The organism is Micromonospora sp. CPCC 206061 (genome assembly GCF_036906915.1).
Classification (GTDB): domain Bacteria; phylum Actinomycetota; class Actinomycetes; order Mycobacteriales; family Micromonosporaceae; genus Phytohabitans.
This window is the reverse complement of record NZ_JBAKHX010000004.1, coordinates 1-20865: the sequence shown is the minus strand read 5'-3', so window position 1 is coordinate 20865 and position 20865 is coordinate 1. Positions and strand designations below refer to the sequence as shown.

Annotated in this window: 17 protein-coding genes; 13 read left to right on the top strand and 4 right to left on the bottom strand. The window is 71.3% G+C overall.

Features of this window, described 5'->3' with window-relative positions; genetic code table 11:
- Positions 1 to 31: 31 nt before the first annotated feature.
- Positions 32 to 2389 carry a DEAD/DEAH box helicase gene (locus V6V89_RS04380; protein ID WP_442935062.1) on the bottom strand — a complete coding sequence of 786 codons (2358 nt, stop codon included), beginning with the start codon at positions 2387 to 2389 and terminating at the stop codon, positions 32 to 34.
- Positions 2390 to 2456: 67 nt separating this feature from the next.
- On the opposite strand from V6V89_RS04380, the gene V6V89_RS04375 reads away from it, so the two are divergent.
- The 6 genes from V6V89_RS04375 to topA all read left to right on the top strand — a co-directional run bounded on the left by V6V89_RS04375 (position 2457) and on the right by topA (position 10048).
- On the top strand, positions 2457 to 2807 hold the full coding sequence (locus V6V89_RS04375) for an STAS domain-containing protein (protein WP_334617627.1): 351 nt from the start codon (positions 2457 to 2459) through the stop codon (positions 2805 to 2807).
- Complete coding sequence (locus V6V89_RS04370) at positions 2804 to 3241, top strand: ATP-binding protein (protein ID WP_334617626.1); 438 nt, start codon at positions 2804 to 2806, stop codon at positions 3239 to 3241. Before V6V89_RS04375 ends, V6V89_RS04370 begins: the two co-directional genes overlap by 4 nt.
- A 182-nt stretch (positions 3242 to 3423) precedes the next feature.
- Positions 3424 to 5787 carry a sodium-translocating pyrophosphatase gene (locus V6V89_RS04365; RefSeq protein ID WP_334617625.1) on the top strand — a complete coding sequence of 788 codons (2364 nt, stop codon included), beginning with the start codon at positions 3424 to 3426 and terminating at the stop codon, positions 5785 to 5787.
- Between the two features lie 100 nt (positions 5788 to 5887).
- The gene (locus V6V89_RS04360) at positions 5888 to 6418 is read left to right on the top strand and encodes a hypothetical protein (RefSeq protein WP_334617624.1); all 531 of its coding nucleotides are present in this window, start codon (positions 5888 to 5890) and stop codon (positions 6416 to 6418) included.
- A complete protein-coding gene (locus tag V6V89_RS04355) occupies positions 6409 to 7014 on the top strand; it encodes a hypothetical protein (RefSeq protein ID WP_334617623.1) in 606 nt (201 codons plus the stop codon). Before V6V89_RS04360 ends, V6V89_RS04355 begins: the two co-directional genes overlap by 10 nt.
- Positions 7015 to 7213: 199 nt before the next feature.
- Complete coding sequence (gene topA / locus V6V89_RS04350) at positions 7214 to 10048, top strand: type I DNA topoisomerase (RefSeq protein ID WP_334617622.1); 2835 nt, start codon at positions 7214 to 7216, stop codon at positions 10046 to 10048.
- Between the two features lie 7 nt (positions 10049 to 10055).
- On the opposite strand, the gene V6V89_RS04345 is transcribed toward topA, so the two are convergent.
- Positions 10056 to 11357, bottom strand: a complete 1302-nt coding sequence (locus V6V89_RS04345; RefSeq protein WP_334617621.1) for a D-arabinono-1,4-lactone oxidase — start codon at positions 11355 to 11357, stop codon at positions 10056 to 10058.
- A gap of 145 nt (positions 11358 to 11502) precedes the next feature.
- Between V6V89_RS04345 and V6V89_RS04340 the strand changes: the two genes are divergently transcribed.
- Complete coding sequence (locus V6V89_RS04340) at positions 11503 to 12141, top strand: TetR/AcrR family transcriptional regulator (RefSeq protein WP_334617620.1); 639 nt, start codon at positions 11503 to 11505, stop codon at positions 12139 to 12141.
- Here V6V89_RS04340 and V6V89_RS04335 read toward each other — a convergent pair.
- Positions 12136 to 13338 (bottom strand): amino acid deaminase/aldolase, encoded by a 1203-nt coding sequence (locus V6V89_RS04335; RefSeq protein WP_334617619.1) that lies wholly within the window; start codon positions 13336 to 13338, stop codon positions 12136 to 12138. The genes V6V89_RS04340 and V6V89_RS04335 overlap by 6 nt on opposite strands.
- A 212-nt stretch (positions 13339 to 13550) precedes the next feature.
- Between V6V89_RS04335 and tmk the strand changes: the two genes are divergently transcribed.
- The 5 genes from tmk (at position 13551) to V6V89_RS04310 (ending at position 18155) form a co-directional block, all read left to right on the top strand.
- On the top strand, positions 13551 to 15611 hold the full coding sequence (tmk, locus tag V6V89_RS04330) for a dTMP kinase (protein WP_334617618.1): 2061 nt from the start codon (positions 13551 to 13553) through the stop codon (positions 15609 to 15611).
- On the top strand, positions 15608 to 16792 hold the full coding sequence (locus V6V89_RS04325) for a DNA polymerase III subunit delta' (RefSeq protein ID WP_334617617.1): 1185 nt from the start codon (positions 15608 to 15610) through the stop codon (positions 16790 to 16792). Before tmk ends, V6V89_RS04325 begins: the two co-directional genes overlap by 4 nt.
- 89 nt (positions 16793 to 16881) lie before the next feature.
- Complete coding sequence (locus V6V89_RS04320; RefSeq protein WP_334617616.1) at positions 16882 to 17208, top strand: YbaB/EbfC family nucleoid-associated protein; 327 nt, start codon at positions 16882 to 16884, stop codon at positions 17206 to 17208.
- A 12-nt stretch (positions 17209 to 17220) separates the two neighbouring features.
- Positions 17221 to 17526, top strand: a complete 306-nt coding sequence (locus tag V6V89_RS04315) for a hypothetical protein (RefSeq protein WP_334617615.1) — start codon at positions 17221 to 17223, stop codon at positions 17524 to 17526.
- Positions 17526 to 18155 carry a hypothetical protein gene (locus tag V6V89_RS04310; RefSeq protein WP_334617614.1) on the top strand — a complete coding sequence of 210 codons (630 nt, stop codon included), beginning with the start codon at positions 17526 to 17528 and terminating at the stop codon, positions 18153 to 18155. Before V6V89_RS04315 ends, V6V89_RS04310 begins: the two co-directional genes overlap by 1 nt.
- Positions 18156 to 18369: 214 nt before the next feature.
- Here V6V89_RS04310 and V6V89_RS04305 read toward each other — a convergent pair whose 3' ends face one another.
- Positions 18370 to 19725 carry a hypothetical protein gene (locus V6V89_RS04305; RefSeq protein ID WP_334617613.1) on the bottom strand — a complete coding sequence of 452 codons (1356 nt, stop codon included), beginning with the start codon at positions 19723 to 19725 and terminating at the stop codon, positions 18370 to 18372.
- A gap of 158 nt (positions 19726 to 19883) precedes the next feature.
- On the opposite strand from V6V89_RS04305, the gene V6V89_RS04300 reads away from it, so the two are divergent.
- Positions 19884 to 20723 (top strand): PSP1 domain-containing protein, encoded by an 840-nt coding sequence (locus V6V89_RS04300; protein ID WP_334617612.1) that lies wholly within the window; start codon positions 19884 to 19886, stop codon positions 20721 to 20723.
- The last annotated feature ends 142 nt before the right edge of the window (positions 20724 to 20865 follow it).

The window sequence follows — 20865 nt, the reverse complement described above, 5'->3', positions numbered from 1 at the left end:
GCTGGATCGGAGAAATGTGGTGGATCGGAGATCAGGCCACGTGCGTTTGGTCTTGATCGGCGGAACGTGGGAGGGACGCGAGCACCACGTCCAGGACCTTCACCGCACCGGCCTTATCCAAAGGGTTGTTGCCGTTGCCGCACTTCGGAGACTGGACGCACGACGGGCAGCCGGTCTCGCAGGCGCAGCCCGCGATCGCGTCTCGGGTGGCGCGGAGCCACGACGCGGCGATCCCGTACGCCCGCTCGGCGAAGCCGGCACCCCCCGGGTGTCCGTCGTAGACGAACACGGTCGGTGCCTCGGTGTCGGGGTGTGACGCGGTGGAGAGCCCGCCGATGTCCCACCGGTCGCAGGTGGCGACCAGGGGGAGCAGGCCGATCGCGGCGTGTTCGGCGGCGTGCAGGCCGCCCGGTACGTCGTCGACGCCGGCAACGTCCAATGAGGCCGGTGAGAGTGTGAACCACACCGCGGTGGTGCGCAGCTCACGGGAGGGCAGGTCGAGTGGGCGGGTGTCGATGACCTCGCCGGAGCCGAGCTTGCGGCGCTGGTACGACACCACCTGGCTGGTCACGTCGACGTCACCGAAAAACAGGCCGACGGGACCGGCGTCGACATAGGAGCGAACAGATACGACCGACAGCGAGGTGACGTCGCGGGCGTGCGTGGACCAGTCGGGCTCCTCCTGGTGCACAAGCGCGACCGCGTCGTCGAGGTCGAGCTCGTCGACCACATAGGAGACGCCCTGGTGCAGGTACACGGCGCCGGGGTGGACCATGAAGTGCGACGAGCCGGGGTCGACGGTGCCGAGCAGCCGACCCGTCGCCGACTCGACGACGCAGATCGGGTTGCCGCCGGTGCCGCGCAGGTCGACCTCGGGGCGCTGCTTGTGGGTCCAGTACCAGCCGCTGGGGCGCTGCCTCAACGTGCCGGAGGCGACCAGGCCGGCCACCACGTCGGGCGCGGACGGGCCGAAGAGGGCGAGGTCGGCGCGGGTCAGCGGAGACTCGTACGCGGCGCTGCACAGTTGGGGCGCCAGCACATACGGGTTGCCGGGGTCGAGCACCGTCGCCTCGACGGGCCGGCCGAAGAGCGCCTCGGGGTGGTGGATGAGATAGGTGTCGAGCGGGTCGTCGCGTGCGACCAGTACAGCCAGTGCCTCGCGGCCCGACCGTCCCGCCCGGCCGGCCTGCTGCCACAACGACGCGCGGGTGCCCGGGTATCCGCAGATCACGACCGCGTCGAGCCCGACCAGGTCGACGCCCAACTCCAGTGCGTTGGTGGAGGCGAGGCCCAGCAGCTCACCGGAGAGCAGCGCGTGCTCCAATGAGCGGCGTTCCTCGCGCAGGTAGCCGGCGCGGTACGCCGCGACCCGGGAGCCGAGCCCGGGGACCGCTTCGTCGAGGGAGCGCCGGGCGGTGGTGGCCACGACCTCGGCGCCGCGCCGGGACCGCACGAACGCCAGCGTGCGTACCCCGTTGACCACGGCCTCGGTGAGCAGGTCGGCGCTTTCGCGGAGGGCGGAACGCCGGACCGGGGCGGCGTCGCCGCCAGCGGCCGATTCGAGCAGCGGCGGCTCCCACAGCGCGAACGTCACCCCGCTGCGCGGCGACGCGTCGTCGGTGACGGCCGTGACGGGCAGCCCTATCAGGCGCTCGGCCGACTCCGCCGGATCGCCCGACGTGGCCGAGGCCAGGACGAAGACCGGGCTGCGTCCGTACCGGGCGGCGGCCCGGCGCAACCGGCGCAGCACGTGGGACACGTGCGAGCCGAAGACGCCCCGGTAGGTGTGGCACTCGTCGATCACCACGAAGGCGAGCCGGCGCAGGAACGTGGACCACGCCGCGTGGCCGGGAAGGATGCCGAAGTGCAGCATGTCCGGGTTGGTGAGGACGAAACGGGAGTGCTGGCGTACCCACTCCCGTTCCTCGCGGGGCGTGTCACCGTCGTAACACGCCGGGCGTACCCCATCGATGTCGAGCGCGGCGACGGCGCGCAACTGGTCCGCGGCGAGCGCTTTGGTCGGCGCGAGGTAAAGCGCGGTAGCGCGCGGGTCGGCTAGCAGGGTCGCGAGCGCCGGCAGCTGGTATGCCATGGACTTGCCGGACGCCGTGCCGGTCGCGACGACGACGTGCGTGCCGGCGTACGCCAGCGAGGCTGCCTCGGCCTGGTGGCGCCAGGGTGCGGCGACCCCGCGCGCGGCGAACGCCTCCCGGAGCGCAGCCGGGGCCCAGCCGGGCCATGGTGCTGTCTCGCCAGGGCTGGCCGGCACCCGCTCGACGTGTGTGACGGCGTCGGGGCGTAGCCGACGCAGCAGTTCGGCCGGCTCGGCGACAAGAGTCACCCCAGCACTCTCGCACTGGTGTGCGGAAATCCCAAACGACCGACCCATGGCGCAGCATCACGGTCCGGTCAATGGTTAGATTCCCCCCAGAAGCTGTCCGCCAGGAGGAGTACCGATGGAGCTGTCGCTGGCGACCCGCACCATCGCCGAGCACACGGTGCTCGAGGTCGGCGGCGAGGTCGACGTCTACACCGCGCCGCGGCTGCGGGAGCGGCTCGTCGAGCTGATCGACAGCGGCTCACACCACGTGGTAGTCGACCTCAACCGCGTGGATTTCCTCGACTCCACCGGGCTCGGTGTGCTGGTTGGGGCGCTCAAGAAGCTGCGCGCGGTGGGCGGCAGCTTCGCGCTGGCGTGCGATAAGGAACCCCTGCTGAAGATCTTCCGGATCACCGCCCTCGACCAGGTGTTTCCCCTGTACTCCTCGGTGAAGGCGGCGACGGAAGCGTCCGGTCCGCAGGCGTGATGTCGACCGTACGGCTCGCCTTCTCGCCGGCGCCGGTGCACGTGCGCACGGCCCGGCTGGTCGGTGTGGCGGTCGCCCGCCGCGCTGGGGTCGCCGAAGAGCTGCTCGACGAGGTGCGGCTGGCGATCGGCGAGGCGTGCACCCGGGCGGTCGCCCTCCACCAGCAGTACGGCCTGGCCGACCTGGTGACGGTGGAGATGAGCGACGAGGAGCGATACACGGTTCGTGTGATCGACCGTGCGCCGATCGAGGCCGGGCTCGGCATCGCGGCGCTGCCGCCGGATGAGCTGGCGAACGAGTCGCTCACCGACGAAGCGCTCACCGTAGGTGTCGGATTTGCCCTGCTCGCGGGTTTCGTCGATGATCTCCAGGTGCGTCCCGTAGACGAGGGGATTGGCACCGAGGTGCGGATGGTGTGGCCCGTCGACCGGTAACGGGCTAACACAGCGGCGCTCGTCACCGTCACACACCTGGTGGGCGGTGTGACCATGAACACGACGTGCCGCTAGAGTACCCGGGTTACCTGCTCATAAGCCCTGGCGCGCGGGCGCCCAGGAGTCGCTTCGCTGGTTCGTCCGCCGGCGGGCGCTGATCGTAACGGCACAGGAGGACATAGATGTCCCGGACCTTGGCCGCCGAGGGCGGCGGTCTGTCCCTTACCGACACCAACCTTACGTTCGTCATCGTCGCGGCAGTGATCGCGCTGGTGGCGCTCGGTTTCGCCGCCGCGCTGGTCAAAGCGGTGCTGGCGGCCGGTAAGGGTACCGACAACATGCAGGAGATCGCCGGCGCCGTGCAGGAAGGCGCGTCGGCGTACCTGTTCCGCCAGTTCAAGACCCTCAGCATCTTCGTCGTGCTGGCCGTCGTGCTGCTCTTCCTGCTGCCGGTGCACCACACCGACGGCAACGAGACGCTCGTCAAGATCGGCCGGTCGGCGTTCTTCGTCGTGGGCGCACTGTTCAGCGCGTTCATCGGCGGTGCCGGCATGGCGCTCGCGACCCGCGCCAACCTGCGCGTCGCCGCGGCGGCCCGGGCCAGCGAGGGTGGCCGCGAGGCGGCGATGCAGATCGCGTTCCGCACCGGCGGCGTGGTCGGCTTCCTGACCGTGGGCCTCGGCCTCTTCGGTGCCGCGCTCGTCGTCATCATGTACAAGGGCGACGCGCCGACCGTGCTGGAGGGCTTCGGCTTCGGCGCCGCCCTGCTCGCGATGTTCATGCGGGTCGGCGGCGGCATCTTCACCAAGGCCGCGGATGTGGGCGCTGACCTGGTCGGCAAGGTCGAGCAGGGTATCCCCGAGGACGACCCGCGAAACGCCGCCACGATCGCCGACAACGTGGGCGACAACGTCGGTGACTGTGCCGGCATGGCCGCTGACCTCTTCGAGTCGTACGCGGTCACCCTGGTGGCCGCGCTCATCCTGGGCCGTGCGGCCTTCGGCGAGGACGGCCTGGTCTTCCCGTTGATCGTCTCGGGCATCGGTGTCGTCATCGCGATCATCGGCGTCTTCATCACCCGGCTCCGCGCCTCCGACCGCAGTGGCCTCACCGCGATCAACCGGGCCTTCTACGCCTCCGCCGGCCTCGCCGCCATCCTCGTGGCGATCGCCGCCTGGTCGTACCTGCCGAGCGACTTCGCGGAGTTCGGCGACGTTCCGGACCTCGACGGCAACCCGCGCACGGTCGCCATCGGCGCGGTCGTCATCGGCATCGTGCTCGCCGCCGCCATCCAGGCGCTGACCGGGTACTTCACCGAGACCAACCGGCGCCCGGTGCGCGACATCGGCAAGACCTCGGAGACCGGCCCGGCCACCGTGATCCTCGCGGGCATCAGCGTCGGCCTGGAGTCGGCGGTCTACTCGGCGCTGCTCATCGCCGCGGGCGTCTTCGGCGCGTTCCTGCTCGGCGGTGGCTCGATCACGCTGTCGCTCTTCGCGGTGGCGCTCGCCGGCACCGGTCTGCTGACCACGGTCGGCGTGATCGTGGCCATGGACACCTTCGGCCCGATCTCCGACAACGCCCAGGGCATCGCCGAGATGTCCGGTGACATCGACGAGCAGGGTGCCCGCACGCTCACCGAGCTCGACGCGGTCGGCAACACCACCAAGGCGATCACCAAGGGCATCGCGATCGCCACCGCCGTCCTGGCGGCGACCGCGCTGTTCGGTTCGTACACCGACACGATCCGTACCGCGCTCGCGGACGCCGGCGTGGGTGACCCGGCCGACTACCTGCAGGACGCGCTCAATGTGGCCAACCCGAAGAACCTGGTTGGCCTGATCATCGGCGCGTCGGTGGTGTTCCTCTTCTCCGGCCTCGCCATCAACGCGGTCTCCCGTTCCGCGGGAGCGGTCGTGATGGAGGTGCGCCGGCAGTTCCGCGAGCACCCCGGCATCATGGATCGCACCGAGCGCCCCGAGTACGGCCGCGTGGTCGACATCTGCACCCGGGACGCGCAGCGTGAGCTGGTGACCCCTGGCCTGCTGGCCATCATGGCCCCGATCGCGGTGGGCTTCGGTCTCGGCGCTGGCGCGCTGGCCTCGTACCTGGCCGGCGCGATCGGAACGGGCGTCCTCATGGCCGTCTTCCTGGCCAACTCGGGTGGCGCCTGGGACAACGCCAAGAAGCTGGTCGAGGACGGCGCGCACGGCGGCAAGGGTTCCGACGCGCACGCCGCCACGGTCATCGGCGACACCGTGGGTGACCCGTTCAAGGACACCGCCGGCCCGGCCATCAACCCGCTGATCAAGGTGATGAACCTGGTCTCGCTGCTGATCGCACCTGCCGTCGTGGCCTGGACCGTCGGCACCGACGAAAACGACGCGCTGCGCATCACGATCGCCCTGGCGGCGGCCGCGGTCGTGGTCGTGGCCGTGATCTTCAGCAAGCGCAAGCCGATCGCTGTCGACAGCTCCTCGGGTGCTGGCTCGGGAAAAGCCGGTAGTGGTGCCACGGACCATGAACCGGAGACCGTGAACGTCTGATCACGTGCCAAGGCCAGGGCCCTCTCCGTCAGCGGAGGGGGCCCTTGCCGTTCAAAAACGGATGACGAGGCGACCTTGCAAAACCGCTACGCTGCAACGCATGCGTACGCCCCGTGCCGTTTTCGCGGCTGCCACGACGGCGCTCGCGCTCCTGCTGGGGGCCTGTGCGGGCGGGCCGACGCCCCAGGTGTGGGCGGCCTCGGTGTGCCAGGCGCTCGGGCCGTGGCGGGCCGAGATCAGCAACCTGACCAGCAGTACGCAGCAGCAGATGACTGCCAAGACCACGCCAGCCCAGGCCAAGGAAAACCTGGTACGCCTGCTCGGCGGGGCCGAGGCGGCCAGCGAGAAGGCCCGCAGCCAGGTCAAAGAGGCGGGCGTCCCCGACGTGGACGACGGCGACAAGGTGGCCGGCGGATTCCTCGACTCGCTCACGGCGGTGCGGGACGCCTACAGCAAGGCGAAGCTGGGCATCGAGCAGCTCGACGCGGGCCGCGCCGACCCGTTCTACGACGGTGTCGAGACGGTCATGAGCACCTTGACCACCGAGTACAACCGCAGCGCCCTCGACACCAGCTCGCTGGACTCGCCCGAGCTGAAGAAGGCCTTCGACGAGGTCCCGGAGTGTCGCTGAGCCCCGGTCCGTCCGACGGCGCCCGGCAGCTCTCGCTCTTCGGGGTGGAAGCCCACGACCCCACTCCGGCTGACCTGGCCGGCCTCCTCGCCGGCACAGGTGAGGTGGTCCGGATGGGTGGCACCGCCCGCGTCTCGATCGTGGTGGACGCAGCCTGGCGGGTACACGTGCTGGCCGCGGAGCTGGCTGTGCGCGGCCTGGCGGCCACCTGGGAGGCCGCGACGGTCGAGGGACACCTGGCGGTACGCACGTCGTACACCTCCGCGCTGGCACCCCTGGCCACGGCCTGGCTGCGCTCCGGGAGCAAGCGCCCGCCAGCCGGGTTCTTCCTCAGCGGTCCCCGCCTGCGGATGTGGGTGGCCGGCGCCGGGCGGCCGGACACGTCCGGGTACGTGCTGCGGCTCGGTGAGGCCGACGAGGCGTGCTGGGACGCGGTGGGCGCGGCGCTCGCCGGGGTGGGGCTGGCCGCCGCGCTACTGGGTCCGCGGGCGGGCGGTCCGGCGTACCGGATAACCGGCCGGCGGAGGCTGGCGCGCCTCGCGGAGCTGGTGGGCGAACGGCCGGCGCCTGCGCCGCAGGCCGATTGGCCTGTCTGATCCCCGACAGATTGAGGCTCGCCACTGAGTCCGGTTGTTTGCCCGGTGCGGTGTGCGACGTCACTATTGCAGTTCGGTGTACGGTGTCGCCGTCTGGTCCGCGCAACCCGTTGGGCGGACGGCGCGTTACGTTGGACATCTGGCCCGCGGTTCTGGTACCGCCGGGTACGGACAAAACCACCCTGAGGTCAGGAGAGAAGTGCCGAGCAACGCCAGCAGCCGTCTGGTCATCGTCGAGTCACCGGCGAAGGCCAAGACGATCTCGGGCTATCTCGGTCCGGGGTATGTCGTGGAAGCCAGCTTCGGACACGTGCGCGACCTGCCGCGCAACGCCGACGAGGTGCCCGCGGGCTACAAGGACCGGCCGTGGGCGCGGCTCGGTGTCGACGTCGACAACGGGTTCGCTGCGCTCTACATCGTCTCGGCTGACCGGCGCAAACAGATCACCAAGCTGAAGTCGCTGGTCAAGGAGGTCGACGAGGTCTTCCTCGCGACCGATGAGGACCGCGAGGGCGAGGCGATCGCCTGGCACCTGGTGGAGACCCTGAAGCCCAAGGTGCCAGTTCGCCGGATGGTCTTCCACGAGATCACCCGGCCGGCCATCCAGGCGGCCATCGCCAACCCGCGCGAGATCGACCGAGACCTGGTCGACGCGCAGGAGGCCCGCCGCATCCTCGACCGGCTGTACGGGTACGAGGTCTCGCCGGTCCTGTGGAAGAAGGTGCGCACCGGCCTGTCCGCCGGCCGGGTGCAGTCGGTGGCCACCCGGATCGTGGTGGAGCGCGAGCGGCAGCGGATGGCGTTCCGCACCGCCGAGTACTGGGACATCGCCGCCACGCTTGCCGTCCAGGGCAAGGTCGAGGGCGCGCGGACGTTCGGGGCGACGCTGATCGCGCTCGACGGTGACCGCATCGCCACCGGCAAGGACTTCGAGCCCACCACGGGGCAGGTGAGGCCGGGTGCCGGGGTGGTGCACCTGGACGCCGACGGCGCCCGTGGCCTGGCCGCTCGCCTCGACGGGCGGCCGTTCACTGTGACCCGCGTCGAGGAGAAGCCCTACCGCCGCAAGCCGTACGCGCCGTTCATCACGTCGACGCTCCAGCAGGAGGCGGCCCGCAAGATGCGGTTGTCGTCGCAGGACACGATGCGCATCGCGCAGAAGCTGTACGAGAACGGCTATATCACCTATATGCGTACCGACTCGGTGAACCTGTCGGAGACCGCGCTGGCCGCAGCGCGCCGTCAGATCGCCGAGTTGTACGGCGATGGCAGCGTCCCGCCGCAGCCTCGCCGGTACACCGGCAAGGTCAAGAACGCCCAGGAGGCGCACGAGGCGATCCGTCCGGCCGGCGACAACTTCCGCACCCCCGGCGAGGTCGCCAAGGAGCTCCCCCCTGAGCAGTTCAGGCTCTACGAGCTGATCTGGCGGCGCACGATCGCGTCCCAGATGACCGACGCGGTCGGCTCGTCGGTGTCGGTGCGCATCCGGGCCGTCTCCACCTCTGGCGAAGAGGCCGACTTCGGCGCCACGGGCAAGACCATCACCGACCCCGGTTTCCTCCGGGCCTACGTGGAGTCCTCCGACGACGAGGACGCCGAGGCCGAGGACCAGGAGCGGCGCCTGCCCATCCTGGTCAAGGACCAGCCGCTCACCGCCGAGGAGCTGGCCGCCGCCGGGCACCACACCCAGCCGCCGTCCCGCTACACGGAGGCGTCGCTGGTCAAGCAGATGGAAGAGCTGGGCATCGGGCGCCCGTCGACCTACGCGTCGATCATGGCGACGATCCAGGAGCGCGGCTACGTCTCCAAGCGTGGCCAGGCGCTGGTGCCGAGCTTCCTGGCGTTCGCGGTCGTGGGGCTGCTGGAGCGGCACTACCCGCGGCTCGTCGACTACAACTTCACCGCCGCGATGGAAAACGAGCTGGACGAGATCGCCGCGGGCGACGGCGCCGCGGTCGACTTCCTCACCTCCTTCTACTTCGGCGCGCCGACGGGTGACGACCATTCCATCGCCCGGTCCGGCGGCCTGAAGAAGATGGTCACCGAGAACCTCGGCGACATCGACGCCCGCAGCGTCAACTCGATCCCGCTCTTCCGCGACGACGACGGGCGCGACGTGGTGGTGCGCGTCGGCCGGTACGGGCCGTATCTCCAGCGTGCCCTGCCCGACGCCTCGGATTCGGCGGACAACGGCGACGACCGGGTCTCCATCCCCGAAGGGCTGGCGCCCGACGAGCTGACCCCGGAGAAGGTCAACGAGCTGTTCCTCGGCGGTGGCGGCGAGCGCAAGCTGGGCGAGCACCCCGAAACCGGTGAACCCGTCGTGCTCAAGTCCGGCCGGTTCGGCCCGTACGTGTCGACCGGTGACCGGAACGCCTCGCTGCTCCGGTCCCAGTCGCCCGAATCGGTGACCCTCGAAGAGGCGCTCAAGCTGCTGACACTGCCGCGCGTCGTCGGTGTCGACCCGGAGGGCGCGGAGATCCTCGCCGCAGCCGGCCGCTACGGCCCGTACGTCAAGCGCGGCGACGACTACCGGTCGCTCGACTCCGAAGACAAGATCTTCACGGTCACGCTGGAGGAGGCGCTGGCGCTGCTGGCCGCCCCGAAGACCCGCCAGCGCCGGGCCGCCGCCGAGCCGCTGCGCGAAATGGGCACCGACCCGCTCACCGAGAAGCCGCTCGTGATCAAGAGTGGCCGCTTCGGGCCATACGTCACCGATGGCGAGACCAACGCGTCGCTGCGCCGCGACCAGACCCCCGAAGAGCTGACCATCGAGCAGGCCTCGGAGATGCTGGCCGACCGGCGGGCGCGCGGCCCGGCGAAGCCGCGCAAGAAGGCGGCGGCGAAGAAGGCGGCTCCCGCGGAGGGCGAGGCTCCGGCCAAGAAGACGGCGGCCAAGAAGACCGCGGCGAAGAAGACCGCGGCGAAGAAGACCGCGGCGAAGAAGGCGACGGCTGCGAAGAAGACCACCGCGGCCAAGAAGGCGGCGCCAAAGAAGGCGACCGCGCGCAAGGCCACAGGGTCTGCGGAGTAGCGAGGTTCTACGCGCCCAACACGCGCGTGGTGTAGGCGTTCTGGAAGATGCGAGCCGGGTCCAAGCGGTCGCGGACGGCCAGGAAGTCGTCGAACCGTGGGTACTCCGGGCGGAGTGACTCTGCGTCGCGGTAGTGCAGCTTGCCCCAGTGCGGTCGGCCGCCGAGACCCTGTGCCACTTGCTCAAAGGCCCGGAAGAACGGCTCGTACTCGGCGCCGTCGAACTGGTGGATCGCGATGTACGCGGCGTCTCGCTCGAAGCCGTGCGACAGCCAGATGTCGTCGGCGGCGGTGAACCGCACCTCCACCGGCAGCAGCACCTTGAACGGGAGCGTGTCGATGACCCGGCGCAGCCCGGCGAAAGCCTCCGGGAGGGCGGCGCGCGGCACGGCGTACTCCATTTCCGTGAAACGGACCCGGCGCGGGCTGACGAAGGCCGCGTCGGAGCGGGCCGTGTAGACGCGGGGCGACAGCACGCGGGCCTCGGCACGCGAGATGGCCGGTGCCAGCGCGGGCGCCGCGCCGCCGACGCGGCAGAGGGCACCGAGCACGGTGTTCTGTAGGAAGTCGTCGTCCCACCAGGCGCGCAGCTTGGAGAGGGGACGGTCGTTGGCCTCGACGCGGTTGTTGCGCTTGGTGAGGGTGCGGCCGGTGTAGGGCAGCCAGTAGAACTCGAAGTGGTCGTTGCCGGCGACGTACCCGTCGAGGCCGGCGAGCACGTCGGCAAGCGGCATGGGGCGCTCGTCGGCGTGCAACACGAAAGCGTCGACGCAGCGTAGCGTCACATCGGTGATGACGCCGAGCGCGCCGAGGCCGACCCGGGCGGCGCCGAAGACGTCGGGGTTTTCCTGGGGGTCGCAGTGCAGGATCTCGCCGGTGCCGGTGACCAGCGTCAGGCCGGCAACGAAGGTGGAGAGGCAGCCGTACCCGGCGCCGGTGCCGTGCGTGCCGGTGGAGATGGCACCGGCGACGGTCTGCGCGTCGATGTCGCCGAGGTTGGGCATCGCCAGCCCATGCCCGGCGAGCAGGGCGTTGAGCTGGCGCAGCGGCATGCCACCCGGCACCGTGACCAGCTTGGCGCTGGCGTCGACCGATGGGGTGATACGCAAGTCCGACAGTTCCAGGCGTACGTCTTCGGCCACGGCGATATCAGTGAAAGAGTGACCACTGCCCACCGGCTTGACCCGGCGCCCGCTGGAGGCGGCGTCGCGCACGGCGGCCGCCACCTCGTCCACGCTCGCGGGGCGTAACGCCGTGACTGCTGTCGCGCTCTGGTTGCCAGCCCAGTTCCGCCAGACCGTCGCGGTCACGCGCCGCCACCGGCAGCCGCTACCAGGCTCATAGTGTCCCTCCCCACAAATATGAGTAACATTCATATCAGCGCAGCGACACTGCGTAAACGCCTCGCTCGTTATTTTGAGTAAGGTTCTCACCGTCGAAAGGGAGTGGCGCCGAGTGTCGACTTCAGCCGTCACCAGCGGGCCGTTGCGCCGGGTACCGGTTCAGGGGCGGAGCGTCGCACGGGTGCAGCGCATGCTAGACGCATGCGCTGAGCTGGTCGACGAGGTGGGCTACGAAGGTCTGACGACCACGTTGCTCGCCGAGCGGGCCGAGGTCGCCATCGGCTCGGTCTATCAGTTCTTCCCCGACAAGCGCGCCATCGTCCAGGCGCTCACCCTCCGCAACATGGAGGCCTACCTGGAGCGGCTCGCCGCGCGCTGGGCCGACGCGTCGTTCGATCACTGGTGGGACGGCGTCGACGCGGCGATCGACGAGTACATCGCGATGCATCGCACGGTGCCCGGGTTTCGCACGCTGCACTTCGGCGACGTGGTCGACGTCCACCTGCTCGACGAGGAGCGCGACAACAACGCCGTGATCGCCGAGCGGCTGGCCCATGTGCTGGTGGGTCAGTTCGGAGTGACCGACGAGCCCCGGCTGCGGTTCGCGCTGGAGATCGCCGTCGAGGCGGCCGACGCGCTGATCAAGCTGGCGTTCCGGCGCGACGTGGACGGCGACGCGGCGGTGCTGCACGAGTCCAAGACGCTGATCCGGGAGTACCTGCACCGGCACGTCGACACCCCGCCCTCATAGGAACGCCTGCGCCTCGCCACGGTACGTGGGGACGGTGTCGACGACCCCGCCGTCTCGCACGAGGTGCAGCTTGTTGACGTGCTCGCACACCTCGCCGGCCTTGGCGTGACGGAACCACACCCGGTCGCCCACTTTCAGGTCGGCGGCTGCCGGACCGCGCACCGGGGTCTGCACCTCGCCGGCGCCCTCCGATCCGACCAGTCGCAGCCCTTCGGGCAGCCACGGGAGGGGCTGGCGACTGCGCACGGGTGGGCCGGACGCGATCCAGCCGCCGCCGGCGAGCGTCGCGATGCCGTCTGCCGGTCGGCGTACCACCGACAGGGCGAAGAACGCAGCTGGCGTGGGGCGCCACCCCCGGTACTCGTCGAAGAGAGCCGGGCCGTAGAGGCCCGAGCCGGCGGTCACCTCGGTCACGGCCGGGTCGGCGCCGGTGGCGGTGACGCTGCCGGTGCCGCCGCTGTTGAAGAACTCCAGGTCGGCGTGCTGGCGTACCGCTGCCAGGGCCGCGCCGCGCCGCCGCAGCAGGTCCAGGTACGAGCGGCGCTGCATCGCGCGGATGGCCGCACCGCGTACCGCCTGCCGCTGCGGCGCGTCGCCCAGCCCGGCGATCTGCGCGTCGTACGCCATCAGCCCCACCAGCCGGAATCCGCGCCGCCCGGCCACGTGCGCGGCGAGCGCGCCGATGTCGGCGGCGGTGTGCACGGGTGACCGCCGGACCCCGATGTGCACGCCGAACGGCCGCCACGAGCCGTCGAGTTCGAGGCAGACCCGGATCTCGGCGCGCCGGTCGGGAGCGGCTACCGCGTCGATCAGATCGAGCTGGGCGGGTGAATCGACCATCAGGGTGACGGTCGCGGCCAGCTCGTCGTCTTTGGCCAGCTCGCCGACCGCGCCGCGGTCGGCGGTGGGGTACGCCACCAGGGCGTCCTCGGTAACCCCGGTGCGGACCAGCCAGATCGCCTCTGCCAGGGTGAACGACATCACCCCGTGCCAGCCCGGCTGAGCGAGCGCCCGGCTGAGCAGGGTGCGGCACCGCACAGATTTGCTCGCCACGCGCACCGGTTTGCCGGTGGCCCGGCGTGCGATCGCCGCCCCGTTTACGTCGAACGCGGCCAGGTCGACGACCGCGAACGGCGGATCGAGGTGCGCGGTCGCCCGGTCCAGGCGGTCGCGGAGGGCGGCGCGTTCCGATGTCACACGAGCACGCTACTGGGAGTAGGCGCTAATGCGAAATACCTTCGCGTAATGGTGGCAGGAGTCAACCCGTCAGGCACCGCGTTTAGAGTGTGAGCCGGCAGCAGAGGAGCGGGGCCATCGAGACAGAATCCGGTACGGAGAGTGGCGGTGCGCGCAAAAAGGCGTCCTCCACCCAGGTAGACCTGTCCGGCTTCAAGGCCCTACGGTCCGTAATGCGCATCCGGCCGTTCCGGCGGCTGTGGGTCGTCACCGGGGTGGCGTCCCTGGGCGACTGGCTCGGCCTGCTCGCCACCGCCACGTTCGCGTCGGCTCAGGTCAGCGGCAGCGCGGCGAAGGGTCTCGCGTTCGGCTCGGTCATCGCGGTGCGGCTGCTGCCGGCCCTGGTGCTGGGCCCGGTGGCCGGGGTGATGGCCGACCGCTTCGACCGGCGCCTCACGATGGTTGTCTGCGACCTGCTGCGGTTCGTGCTGTTCGCGTCGATCCCGGCGGTGGCCCTCTTCACGGAGGCCCCCGGCATCACGATCGGCTGGGCGGCCATCGCCACGTTCCTCATCGAGACGGTCACGTTGATGTGGATACCGGCCAAGGAGGCCGCGGTCCCCAACCTGATCCCCAAGGCCCGGCTCGAGATCGCCAACCAGCTCACGCTGATCACCACGTACGGCGTCACGCCGGTGCTCGCCGGCCTCGGCATCGCTGCCCTCGACCGGGTCACCCGCGCCGGTGGCACCACGCCACCCGAGTGGGCCGAGGCCTCAAACCTGGCGCTGTACTTCAACGCGCTCTCCCGCCTCGCGATGGCTCTCGTGGTCTTCGTCGGCATCAAGGAGATCAGCGGCCGGGCGGCCGGGCCGCGTACCGAGCAGCACAGCATGCTGCGGCAGTTCGTCGAGGGCTGGAAGTACGTCGGTCAGACGCCCCTGGTGCGCGGGCTGGTGCTCGGCATCCTCGGCGCCTTCGCGGGCGGTGGCATCGTCATCGGCACCGCGCAGTTCTTCGCCAAGTCGCTCAACGCTGGTGACGCCGCGTTCTACCTTCTCTTCGGCACGCTCTTCGTTGGTCTGGGCGTTGGGATCGCGCTGGGCCCCGCGGTGGTGCGCGACCTGTCCCGCCGGCGGTGGTTCGGCATGAGCATCGTGCTGGCGGGCGCGTCGGTGCTGGTCCTGGCCACGTCGATCCACCTGACTATGGCGATCCTCGGCGCGCTGCTGGTCGGCGCCGGCGCGGGCATGGCGTTCCTGTCCGGCGTGACACTGCTCGGCGGTGAGGTCGGCGACGACGTGCGCGGCCGGGTGTTCGCGTTCGTGCAAACGGCGGTGCGGGTCGTGCTCATGCTCGCCATCGCGCTCTCGTCCAGCCTCGTCGGCCTCGGTGGCTCGCGCCAGCTCACCATCGCCGACCTCGGCATCTCCATATCGTCGACCCGGCTGCTGCTGCTCGCCGCCGGCCTGTTCGGGATCTTCACGGGCATCAGCGCGTTCCGCCAGATGGACGACAAGCCCGGCGTGCCGGTGCTGCCCGACCTCTGGGGCTCCATCCGCGGCCGGCCGCTGTCGGCGGGCGAGAAGTTCGTGCCACAGGGCGTGTTCGTCGTCTTCGAGGGCGGTGAGGGCGCCGGCAAGTCCACCCAGGTCACCGCGCTGGCCAACGCGCTACGTCGCGGCGGGCACGAGGTCGTGGTGACTCGCGAGCCGGGCGCCACCGAGGTTGGGCAGCGCATCCGCAGCCTGGTCCTCGGCCGGCACAGCGGCGCCGGCCTCGCACCGCGTGCCGAGGCGCTGCTCTACGCCGCCGACCGCGCAGATCACGTGGCCACCGTCGTCCGGCCGGCGCTCGCCCGGGGCGCGGTCGTGATCAGCGACCGGTACGTCGACTCGTCGCTGGCGTACCAGGGAGCCGGCCGCACGCTGCCGGTGGAAGAGGTGTCGTGGCTGTCGTCCTGGGCGACCGGCGGCCTCAAGCCCGACCTGGTGGTGCTCCTCGACATCGACCCGCGCGCCGGGCTCGAGCGCGTGGCCGCCCGAGGTGCCGGTGCCGACCGGCTGGAGAGCGAGTCGGTGGCGTTCCACGACCGGGTGCGATACGCCTTCCTCGACCTCGCCGATGCCGACCCGAAGCGCTACCTGGTGGTCGACGCGACCCAACCGGCCGGCGAGATCGCCGCCCTGGTCGTCGACCGGGTCGGCGACATCCTGCCAGAGCCGCCGCCACCGCCGCCGGCTGAGCAGGTCACCGACGCGCTCAACACGTTCGCGGAGGTCGACAGGCAGTGAGTCGCGTCTTCGCCGATCTCGTGGGCCAGGACGAGGCCGTGGGCGTGCTGCGCCACGCGGCGGCCGCCGCCGCTGCCATCATCGAGGGCACGCCCGGTCAGGGCATGACCCACGCTTGGATCTTCACCGGCCCGCCGGGGTCCGGACGCTCGGTCGCCGCGCGGGCGTTTGCCGCTGCGCTCCAGTGCGCCACCGGCGTCGGCTGCGGCGACTGCCACGGCTGCCACACGACTCTCGCCGGCACCCACGCCGACGTGCGGTTCGTCGTGCCGGAAGGGCTCTCCATCGGCGTGAGCGACATGCGGGCGCTCGTGCTGCGGGCGGCCAGCGCGCCATCGGGCGGGCGCTGGCAGGTACTGGTGATCGAAGACGCCGACCGCCTCACCGAGGCCGCCGGAAACGCGCTGCTCAAAGCCATCGAAGAGCCGCCGCCGCGCACCGTCTTCCTGCTGTGCACGCCGTCCACGCACCCCGACGACATCTCCGTGACCATCCGGTCGCGCTGCCGCGTGATACCGCTGCGCCAGCCGCCGCCTTCCGCCATCGCCAGTGTGCTTGCCAGCCGCGACGGCGTTTCGCCCGATGTGGCCCAGTGGGTCGCCGCGGCCGCTCAGGGCCACGTCGGCAGGGCTCGCAGGCTCGCCCGCGACCCGGAGGCACGCAAGCGCCGCGAGGCCGTGCTCGCCGTGCCGCGGCGCCTGACCGGTGTGGGCGCGTGCTTCGACGCGGCGTCCGCCCTCATCGCGGCCGCCGAAGCCGAAGCCGAAGCGGCGGTCGCCGAGACCGACGCGGCCGAACGCTCCGCGCTGGAGACCGCACTCGGAGCCGGCGGCACCGGCAGGGGCGCCGCGAGTGCCGCGCGGGGCTCCGCCGGCCAGCTCAAAGACCTCGAACGCCGCCAGAAGTCGCGCGCCACCCGGGCTCAGCGTGACGCGCTCGATCGGGCGTTGGTCGACCTCGCCGGCTTCTACCGCGACGTGCTGACGCTGAAGATGCGCGCGCCGGTGGCGGTCGTGCACGCCGACACCGAGCAGCTGGCGTCGGCGGCGGCCGAGAAGTGGACGGCGGAGAGCACCCTGCGGCGGCTGGAGGCCGTGCTCGCGTGCCGCGACGCCATCGAGGTCAACGTCAAGCCCCGCATCGCCGTAGAGGCCATGATGCTCTCCTTGTGGCGCGGCTGACCGCACTCAGTTCGCCTACGCCGTCTGTCGGCGTGTCGCGGGATGGCGCGGGGCAGCGCGAAGCGTGGTGGCACCGGTACGGTCTGGTGATGGCGCGGGAGATCGACGAAGCCTGGATCGAAGAGGCGGTCGAGCGGCACCGGCGCATCGAGTCGCTGCGTGCCGAGTTCGACAAGGCGGCGCAGGCGCTCGAGGTGACCGTGCGCTCGCCCGACGGCCTCGTCGAGATCGCCGTCACCGCGAGTGGTGACATCACCGATGTGCGTGTCGTCGGCGAGCTCGCCGGCCGTAGCAACGCCGAGCTGTCCCGCTCGATCCATGCCGCCGTGACCGCCGCTGCTGACGCGGCGCGCTGGGCGCGCGACAAGCTGCACACCGAGATGTTCGCCGACTACCGGCGGATCGGCGAGGCCTGAGGGAGGTCGGTTGTGGACGCGTTGCGCGAGCTCGCCGGCCGGTTCGACGCCGCTGCCGAGTCGCTGACCGCCGCCAGCGGCCGGCTGATGAGCCTGGAGCCGTCGCCTGACACGCTGGCTGCCGGTGCGCCTGGGCGCCTCGGCGAGTTGGGCCGCGTGCTGCACGGCCAGTGGGTCGGCGCGATCGGCGCCCGGGCACGTGAGGCCGCGGCGACCGGCGCGCGCATCGCTGACGCCGCCGGCACGCTGCGCGCCGTCGCCGCCGACTATGCCGGCGTCGACGAGGCGGCCCGCCAGCGCCAGCCGGAGGTGCCGTGATGGACGCGCTCGACCAGGTGGCGCCGGCGGCCGCCGGGCTGCTCGACCGCGTAGACGGCGTGCTCGCGCACGCCGGCGCCCCCGCAGATCATCGGATCTGGCCGCTGCTGCGCCGTCTCGGCGCGCTCCCGGGCGCGGCGTTGAGCGCGGTGCTCTCGCTGCGCCCCGCACCGCCCTCGTTCCAAGGCCTCATCGAGGAGTACGCGGACGCGTGCACCGCCGTCTCGGTGCGCGGCTCGTGGGAAGGCGCCGGTGCGGAAGTGTTCGCGGCGCACCAAGCGGCACTGGCCGGGCACCTCGATGGGCTGACCGCCAAGCTGTCCACCACGGAGGCATACGGGGAGGCGGTTGCCGGGTGGGTGCGGGAGAGCCGGGGTGCGGTGGCTCGCGCGCTGGTGCCTTTGCTCGGCTCGGCTGAGGCGGTGACCGTGTTGACCGAGCCGGTGGGTCTGGAGTCGGCGGTCGCGGCGGCGGAGATCGCGGCCGAGGTGCTCGCGGCCGTCGACGAGGCGTACGACCGGCTTGAGGCATTGATGCGTGACTGGGATGTCGAGCTGGCCGAGCTGCCCTACCGGCCGCCCGAGGCGGGTGCGCCGTCGATCGACTCGACCACGCGAATAAGGCTCTGACCAGGGCCGATGAAATGCCGACGGCGCCGCGCTCAAACAAAGTGGCGCGGCGCCGTGGCCCTTTCCTGCACCCCCCGCAGGTCTGTGGACATCCCACTCAACGCCGAAGGGTCGCGTTTGTCGTGGGCCGGTTCCATGATTCATCCGTAAGTCCGACCGCGAATGGTCCGAACCGAGGGCTGACCCAACCCGATTGGGCCAGCCCTCGCCCCCGTTATTTGTGTTTGGCGCCCACCCGCCGTGCGGTCGCGATCAGGGCACCGCCAGCGGCGAGTAGGAGCGCGCCCGCGGCGGCCACGATCCCCACGTTCCGGCCGGTGATCGGCAGTCCGCCGCCGCCTGGCGGCACAGGCTTGCCAGCCGGAGCCGGTGCGAACGCGACGGCGTCCAGGTCGCCGACGGCGAGGTCGACGACGCTGGCCCCGGCTGCCACCTGGATCCGGAGCGACGCGGCGCGTGCCCGCGCCGACTGCTCGGTGATCTCGCTGCGCACGTCGCCGAGCGTGATCCGGATCATCGAGGCCTCTCCACCGAGCACCGGCAGCACCCCGCCCGCGACGAGCTCTCCCGGATTGGGCAGGCCCGAGAGGGCGGGCAGCGTCAGTGGTCCGGTCTCCTCGCGGCCAGTGGCGCCGCGCAGCCGGTCGGGGTGCAGTGCGCCGAGCGTCTCGACGAGCGGGTCGCCGGCCACGAGTGGCAGTCGCTGTGCCTTGGCGTTCACCCGTGCCGCGTCGACGCCGCCGGTCGTGCGTGGGAGCACCAGGTCGACGGTCTCGCCAGGCGCGTCGATCCGGCGCGCTGCGATGCCCGGCCCGGAGATCTCCAGCAGCGGCGACGTGTACCGGACGCTCGTGGTGGACGCCGTCCCGCCAGCGATCACGGTGAGCATGGGTGACTTGATCACCTTGATAGCGATCTCGGTCGGGGTGCCGGCGAAGAGGCGGATGTCGGCGAGCCCGGCCGCGGCGGTCGCGATGGACCGGACGGCACCGCTCTCCTCCGTCAGGCCGGTGCTGGTGCGGCCGCGCAGGTTGGCTGGCAGGCGCACCAGGGCGGTGCCGCCCGGCCCGGGCAGGATCTCCGCGCCCGCGACCTGGGCGCTCGAAGACGTCACCTCGCCCGCTCGGGAGGCGCACGACGTGCCGCGGGCGTGCGCGATCAGGTTGCCGGTGCCAGCCCTGACGAGGCCGAGATCCTTGCGGATGGCGTGCGCCATGGCGGGCTTCGGGTTGCGTGGCGGTGCTTGCTGGTACACCGAGGTCGAGAGCGGGCCGGCCGGCAGCGGCACGCCGACCAGCTTCGCGTCGAGGTACCGGGCGACCGCCGCGGCGTTGATGGGGCTGTTGGCCGCCAATCCGGAGCGGGTGGACGCGAGCCGGACGTCCGCGACCGGCCCGATGGGCAGGCCCAGCGGGCGCAGGTCGAGCGCGTCGAGGCGGACGAGTTCGGCACCGGCGCCGGCCGCGTACGGGGGCGTGCAAGGCTCGCTCGCCGTGGCTGGTGCGGGCCCGACAGCGACGGCGCCCGCAACGGCGGCAGCGGCAGCGGCAGCGATCTTGACCAGAAGCATGTGTGCGACCTCCGCGAATCGCGGGTGTATGCCCGGACCCAACGAAGGCTCAGCGGTGATGTTGCGGCACGCGGCCCTGTCCTATTCGTACGTACCAGCCGGATAGTCCGAAAGGCTCGCCTTCTGGTAAACCGATGGCGCGTCGTAGGGTGTGATGCATGGGGATGCTGTGCGCGGTCAGCTTCAACCGGTACGGCCGCCTGTACTACCTCGACCCAGGTGAGCTCCGTCCCAACGTCGGCGACCACGTGCTGGTGCCGACCGACGACGGTCCCGAGGTGGCGGAGTGCGTGTGGGCCGCGCAGTGGGTCGACGAGGACACGGTGGGCTTTCCGCGCCTGGCCGGCATGGCCACCGACAAAGACCTGCGCCGCGACGAGACCCTGCGCAAGCGCAAGGCCGAGGCCAAGGTGGCCGCCAAGCGGCTCATCCGCGAGCACGGCCTGCCGATGAAGGTTGTCGCCATCGACCACGTGCAGGAGGGCGGCGGCGGCACCAGCGGCGCGCGCACCACCATCTACTTCACCGCACCGCACCGGGTCGACTTCCGGTCGCTGGTGCGCGACCTGGGAGCCACGCTGCGCTGCCGCGTTGAGCTGCGCCAGCTGTCGGCGCGCGACTCCGCCCGGGTGCAGGGTGGGATCGGCTCGTGCGGCCGCGACCTGTGTTGCGCGACCTTCCTCACCGACTTCGAGCCGGTCACCATCCGGATGGCAAAAGACCAGGACCTGCCGCTCAACCCGCTGCGCATCTCAGGCGCCTGCGGCCGGCTCATGTGCTGCCTGAAGTACGAGCACCCCCTGTACCAGAAGTTTCAGGCATCGGCGCCGGCGATCGGCACCCGCGTCTCTACGCCCGAGGGCGATGGCCGGGTGGTCGGCCACAGCGTGCCCCGCGACTCGGTGGTCGTGCGCATGGACGCCGACGGCTCGCGCTGCTCATGCAGCCGCGCCTCGGTCTGCGGCCCTCGCCAGGCGCACGACGAGCACTACGGCTAGCTTTCTGCGGGCGGCGGCGCGCTGTGCCTGATGCCTCGCCTGCGGCTCGGCGGCTCGCGCGCCTCAAGGCCGCCCTGTAGACCGCAGTCGCTCCGGTCGCTGCGCTCCCTCCGCTTTGTGCGGTCTGCGGGCGGCGGCGCGC

What these genes read in the sequence shown, in the direction of transcription:
- V6V89_RS04380 (WP_442935062.1), bottom strand. Translation starts at nt 2,389, where the DNA reads ATGGGTCGGTCGTTTGGGATTTCCGCACACCAGTGCGAGAGTGCTGGG.
- V6V89_RS04375 (WP_334617627.1), top strand. Translation starts at nt 2,457, where the DNA reads ATGGAGCTGTCGCTGGCGACCCGCACCATCGCCGAGCACACGGTGCTC.
- V6V89_RS04365 (WP_334617625.1), top strand. Translation starts at nt 3,424, where the DNA reads ATGTCCCGGACCTTGGCCGCCGAGGGCGGCGGTCTGTCCCTTACCGAC.
- V6V89_RS04360 (WP_334617624.1), top strand. Translation starts at nt 5,888, where the DNA reads ATGCGTACGCCCCGTGCCGTTTTCGCGGCTGCCACGACGGCGCTCGCG.
- tmk (WP_334617618.1), top strand. Translation starts at nt 13,551, where the DNA reads ATGCGCATCCGGCCGTTCCGGCGGCTGTGGGTCGTCACCGGGGTGGCG.
- V6V89_RS04320 (WP_334617616.1), top strand. Translation starts at nt 16,882, where the DNA reads ATGGCGCGGGAGATCGACGAAGCCTGGATCGAAGAGGCGGTCGAGCGG.
- V6V89_RS04310 (WP_334617614.1), top strand. Translation starts at nt 17,526, where the DNA reads ATGGACGCGCTCGACCAGGTGGCGCCGGCGGCCGCCGGGCTGCTCGAC.
- V6V89_RS04305 (WP_334617613.1), bottom strand. Translation starts at nt 19,725, where the DNA reads ATGCTTCTGGTCAAGATCGCTGCCGCTGCCGCTGCCGCCGTTGCGGGC.
- V6V89_RS04300 (WP_334617612.1), top strand. Translation starts at nt 19,884, where the DNA reads ATGGGGATGCTGTGCGCGGTCAGCTTCAACCGGTACGGCCGCCTGTAC.